Here is a 6038-nt window from a genome sequence, read left to right on the forward strand (position 1 = left end):
GTCGAGGTAGCCGTCGTCCACTTCGGCCGGCGTCCCGAGCAGGGCCTGGAGACGGTCGGATGCGCTGGTCGGCACGCTGGCCCGAGGCCACGCCCCGGAGCCCCTCTGCGCCCCTCTGCGCCGGGTGCCGTGGCCGCGGGCTCCTGTAACCGTGGCGGGCGCGCGCCGGGCCCGAAGCCACACCCCGCCCCGGAGTCCCTCCGCGCCGGGTGCCGTGGCCGCGGGCTCCGGGCGCCGTGGCGGGCGCGCGCCTGGCCGAAGCCACCGCCCCAGCCCCGAAGCCACCGCCCCACTCCGAAGCCCACCAGGCCGGGTGCCATGGCCGCGCGCCCCCAGCCACCCGCCCGGCCTCAAGCCGCCGCCCACCCCAAGACCATCCGTAAGCGCTCTCCGACCCGAAACCACCCGCGACACGCCCGACCCGATCCCCGCCCAGTGGCCTACGCCATACCCCCGCCAGTCCCCGCAAAACCCCAGGTAGAACCCCCAGAGTGGCGTTACCGGCCGGTAGCTGGAATGATATTCGGCCGCTCACGCTCCGCTGAACCTCTTCTACGCTGCGCCAACCGGCGGGACCCCCGTGTGGCATCTTGACTGGAAGCTCCGGTGGGGTCACGCTTACTCCCGACGGCGAAACCGGGGCCCTTGCGGGAGGGACCACCGGGTCGCCCGGAGGCATACCTGAAGACGTTGCGAAGCAGGCTGGGCCCCATCGGGAGCGCCCCCTGGACAAGCCGCGACGTTCGGGCTAGACTGTCTCTTTGCGCTGCCCTCTTTCAGGCTGCCCGGAGCCGGTAGTTAGGATAGTGGGCACACGGCACCCTTGACAGTCGCTGATAGCTGTTGCTATGGCGGCCGTCACCGCTCATTGTCCCCGGAAGGACGCATCTTGGCAGTCTCTCCCGCGAACCAGGCCACTGCTGCGACCACCTCGGCTGAATCTCGCTCGGAGGCCACGGGTATCCCCGGCGCGCCCAAGCGGGTTTCCTTCGCAAAGATTCGCGAACCCCTGAACACCCCCAACCTGCTCGACGTCCAGATCCAGTCGTTCCAGTGGTTCACCGGGGACGAAGCGTGGTTCCAGCGCCGTGTCGAGGAAGGTGAAGAGAACCCGGTCGGCGGCCTCGAAGAGGTCCTCAACGAGATCTCCCCGATCGAAGACTTCTCCGGTTCGATGTCCCTGTCCTTCTCCGCCCCGCGCTTCGACGAGGTCAAGGCCTCGATCGAGGAGTGCAAGGACAAGGACATGACGTACGCCGCGCCGCTGTTCGTCACGGCGGAGTTCGTCAACAACAACACGGGTGAGATCAAGAGCCAGACGGTCTTCCTCGGCGACTTCCCGGTGATGACCGACAAGGGCACCTTCGTCATCAACGGCACCGAGCGTGTCGTGGTGTCCCAGCTGGTCCGCTCCCCGGGCGTCTACTACTCCAAGGACATCGACAAGACCTCCGACAAGGACGTCTTCAGCGTCCGGGTCATCCCGAGCCGGGGTGCCTGGCTGGAGTTCGACGTCGACAAGCGCGACACCGTCGGCGTCCGCATCGACCGCAAGCGCCGCCAGCCGGTCACCGTGCTGCTGAAGGCCCTGGGCTGGACCACCGAGGCGATCCGCGAGCGCTTCTCCTTCTCGGAGACGCTGCTGGCCACCCTCGAGAAGGACCACACCGCCGGCACCGACGAGGCGCTGCTCGACATCTACCGCAAGCTGCGCCCGGGCGAGCCGCCCACGAAGGAGAGCGCGCAGACCCTGCTGGAGAACCTGTTCTTCAAGGCGAAGCGCTACGACCTGGCCAAGGTCGGCCGGTACAAGGTCAACAAGAAGCTGGGCCTGTCGACGCCGATCGACAACGGGACGCTGACCGAAGAGGACATCGTCACGATCATCGAGTACCTGGTCCGGCTGCACGCCGGCGAGGACAAGATGACCGCCGCGAACGGCACCGAGATCCCGGTCGAGACCGACGACATCGACCACTTCGGCAACCGCCGCATCCGCACCGTCGGCGAGCTGATCCAGAACCAGATCCGGGTCGGCCTGTCGCGCACCGAGCGCGTCGTCCGCGAGCGCATGACCACGCAGGACGTCGAGGCGATCACCCCGCAGACCCTGATCAACATCCGCCCGATCGGCGCGGCGATCAAGGAGTTCTTCGGCACCTCGCAGCTGTCGCAGTTCATGCAGCAGACGAACCCGATCGACGGCCTGACCCACAAGCGCCGCCTCAACGCGCTGGGCCCGGGTGGTCTGTCGCGTGAGCGCGCCGGCATGGAGGTCCGCGACGTCCACCCGTCGCACTACGGCCGGATGTGCCCGATCGAGACGCCGGAAGGCCCGAACATCGGCCTGATCGGCTCGCTCTGCTCCTACGCGCGGGTCAACCCGTTCGGCTTCATCGAGACGCCGTACCGCAAGGTCGTCGAGGGCCGGGTCACCGACCAGATCGACTACCTGACGGCGGACGAGGAAGACCGCTACGTCAAGGCCCAGGCGAACGCGCCGATCTCGGACGACGGCACCTTCGTCGAAGACCGGGTCATGGCCCGCCGCAAGGGCGGCGAGGTCGAGCTGATCGACCCGCTCGACATCGACTACATGGACGTGTCGCCGCGGCAGATGGTCTCGATCGCGACGGCGATGATCCCGTTCCTCGAGCACGACGACGCGAACCGCGCGCTGATGGGCGCGAACATGCAGCGTCAGGCCGTGCCGCTGCTCCGCAGCCAGGCGCCGTACGTCGGCACCGGCGTGGAGCTGCGCGCCGCGATCGACTCCGGCGACATGCTGGTCGCCGAGCAGTCGGGCGTGGTGGAGGAGCTCTCCGCCGACCTGATCACGGTCATGCACGACGACGGGACGCGGAAGGCCTACAGCCTCTACAAGTTCCGCCGCTCGAACCACGGCACCTGCTTCAACCACCGCCCGATCGTCAACGAGGGCGACCGGGTGGAAGCCGGCCAGGTCATCGCCGACGGCCCGTCCACCGAAAACGGTGAGGTGGCGCTCGGCAAGAACCTGCTGGTCGCGGTCATGCCGTGGGAGGGCCACAACTACGAGGACGCGATCATCCTCTCCGAGCGCCTGGTGCAGGACGACGTGCTGACGTCGATCCACATCGAGGAGCACGAGATCGACGCCCGCGACACGAAGCTGGGCGCCGAGGAGATCACCCGGGACATCCCGAACGTCTCCGAGGAGGTCCTGGCCGACCTCGACGAGCGCGGCATCATCCGGATCGGTGCCGAGGTCCGCGACGGCGACATCCTGGTCGGCAAGGTCACGCCGAAGGGTGAGACCGAGCTGACCCCGGAGGAGCGCCTGCTCCGCGCGATCTTCGGCGAGAAGGCCCGCGAAGTCCGCGACACCTCGCTGAAGGTGCCGCACGGCGAGACCGGCAAGGTCATCGGCATCCGGGTGTTCTCCCGCGAGGACGACGACGAGCTGCCCCCGGGCGTCAACGAGCTGGTCCGCGTCTACGTGGCCCAGAAGCGCAAGATCCAGCCGGGCGACAAGCTCGCCGGCCGGCACGGCAACAAGGGTGTCATCGGCAAGATCCTGCCGGTCGAGGACATGCCGTTCATGGAGGACGGCACCCCGGTCGACATCATCCTGAACACCCACGGTGTGCCGCGCCGGATGAACATCGGCCAGATCCTCGAGCTGCACCTCGGCTGGCTGGCCTCGCAGGGCTGGACGATCGAGGGCGACCCGGACTGGGCGAAGAACCTTTCGCCCGAGCTGCGCGACGTCGCGCCCGGCACGAACACCGCCACCCCGGTGTTCGACGGCGCGAAGGAGGAGGAGCTCACCGGGCTGCTCAGCAGCACGAAGCCGAACCGCGACGGCGAGCGGATGGTCAAGGAGAACGGGAAGGCCAACCTGTTCGACGGCCGCTCCGGCGAGCCGTACCCGTACCCGGTGTCCGTCGGCTACATGTACATCCTGAAGCTGCACCACCTGGTCGACGACAAGATCCACGCCCGCTCCACCGGTCCGTACTCGATGATCACGCAGCAGCCGCTGGGTGGTAAGGCGCAGTTCGGTGGCCAGCGCTTCGGTGAGATGGAGTGCTGGGCGATGCAGGCGTACGGCGCCGCCTACACGCTGCAGGAGCTGCTGACGATCAAGTCGGACGACGTGGTCGGCCGCGTCAAGGTGTACGAGGCCATCGTCAAGGGCGAGAACATCCCCGAGCCGGGCATCCCGGAGTCGTTCAAGGTGCTCCTCAAGGAGCTCCAGTCGCTGTGCCTCAACGTCGAGGTGCTCTCCAGCGACGGTGCGGCGATCGAGATGCGCGACTCCGACGACGAGGACCTCGAGCGCGCCGCGGCCAACCTCGGCATCAACCTGTCCCGCAACGAGTCGCCCTCGGTGGACGACGTCGTGCACTGATCCGGTGTCGAGCGGGGACCTGCCTCCCGTGGGTCCCCGCTCCACCGCCGACCCCTCTTCTAGCCGAAACAACCCCAAGGGGACTTAGACGTGCTGGACGTCAACTTCTTCGATGAGCTCCGCATTGGTCTCGCCACGGCCGACGACATCCGTCAGTGGTCGTACGGCGAGGTCAAGAAGCCGGAGACCATCAACTACCGGACGCTCAAGCCCGAGAAGGACGGCCTCTTCTGCGAGAAGATCTTCGGCCCGACCCGGGACTGGGAGTGCTACTGCGGCAAGTACAAGCGCGTCCGCTTCAAGGGCATCATCTGTGAGCGCTGCGGCGTCGAGGTGACCCGCGCCAAGGTGCGCCGCGAGCGGATGGGCCACATCGAGCTGGCCGCCCCGGTCACCCACATCTGGTACTTCAAGGGTGTTCCCTCCCGCCTGGGCTACCTGCTGGACCTGGCGCCGAAGGACCTCGAGAAGATCATCTACTTCGCGGCTTACGTCATCACCGGCGTGAACACGGAGCTGCGCCACAACGACCTGCCGACCCTCGAGAACGAGATCGGCGTCGAGCGCAAGAACCTCGAGACCAAGCGGGACGCGGACATCGAAGCCCGCGCGCAGAAGCTCGAAGCCGACCTGGCCGCGCTGGAGGCGGAGGGCGCCAAGTCCGACGTCCGCCGCAAGGTCAAGGAGGGCGGCGAGCGCGAGATGCGCCAGCTGCGCGACCGCGCCGGCCGCGAGCTGGACCGCCTCGAGGAGGTCTGGACGACCTTCACGAAGCTCGACACCCGCCAGCTGATCGCCGACGAGCTGCTCTACCGCGAGCTCGTCGACCGCTACGGCGAGTACTTCACCGGCGGCATGGGCGCGGAGGCCATCCAGAAGCTGGCCACCGAGTTCGACGTCAACGCCGAGGCGGACAGCCTGCGCGACACCATCCGCAACGGCAAGGGGCAGAAGAAGCTCCGCGCGCTGAAGCGGCTCAAGGTCGTCGCGGCCTTCCAGGCCACCGGCAACGACCCGCGCGGCATGGTGCTCGACGCCGTCCCGGTGATCCCGCCGGACCTGCGCCCGATGGTGCAGCTGGACGGTGGCCGCTTCGCGACCTCCGACCTGAACGACCTGTACCGCCGGGTGATCAACCGCAACAACCGCCTCAAGCGGCTGATCGACCTCGGCGCGCCCGAGATCATCGTCAACAACGAGAAGCGGATGCTGCAGGAGGCCGTCGACGCGCTGTTCGACAACGGCCGCCGCGGGCGTCCGGTCACCGGCCCGGGCAACCGGCCGCTGAAGTCGCTGTCCGACCTGCTCAAGGGCAAGCAGGGCCGGTTCCGCCAGAACCTGCTCGGCAAGCGCGTCGACTACTCGGGCCGTTCGGTCATCATCGTCGGCCCGCAGCTGAAGCTGCACCAGTGCGGCCTGCCGAAGGACATGGCGCTCGAGCTGTTCAAGCCGTTCGTCATGAAGCGGCTGGTCGACCTGAACCACGCGCAGAACATCAAGTCCGCCAAGCGGATGGTGGAGCGCTCGCGGCCGCAGGTGTGGGACGTGCTTTCTTCCTCTCGAAGGACGACACGAACACGGCCGCGGCCCCGTCGTCGAGCACGTCGGCCAAGCCGTCCACGCCGAAGCCGACGTCCAAGAAGCC

At 67.9% G+C, this 6038-nt stretch carries 1 protein-coding gene and 1 pseudogene; both read left to right on the forward strand.

What is annotated here, in order from left to right:
- Window positions 1-889: 889 nt before the first annotated feature.
- Window positions 890-4393, forward strand: coding sequence for a DNA-directed RNA polymerase subunit beta (gene rpoB, locus ACWDN5_RS46050; protein ID WP_310967721.1), 3504 nt, complete (start codon window positions 890-892; stop codon window positions 4391-4393).
- Window positions 4394-4483: 90 nt separating this feature from the next.
- Window positions 4484-6038 (forward strand): annotated as a pseudogene (locus ACWDN5_RS46055) (DNA-directed RNA polymerase subunit beta'); the annotation flags it as partial.

The organism is Amycolatopsis sp. NPDC003731 (assembly GCF_053586895.1).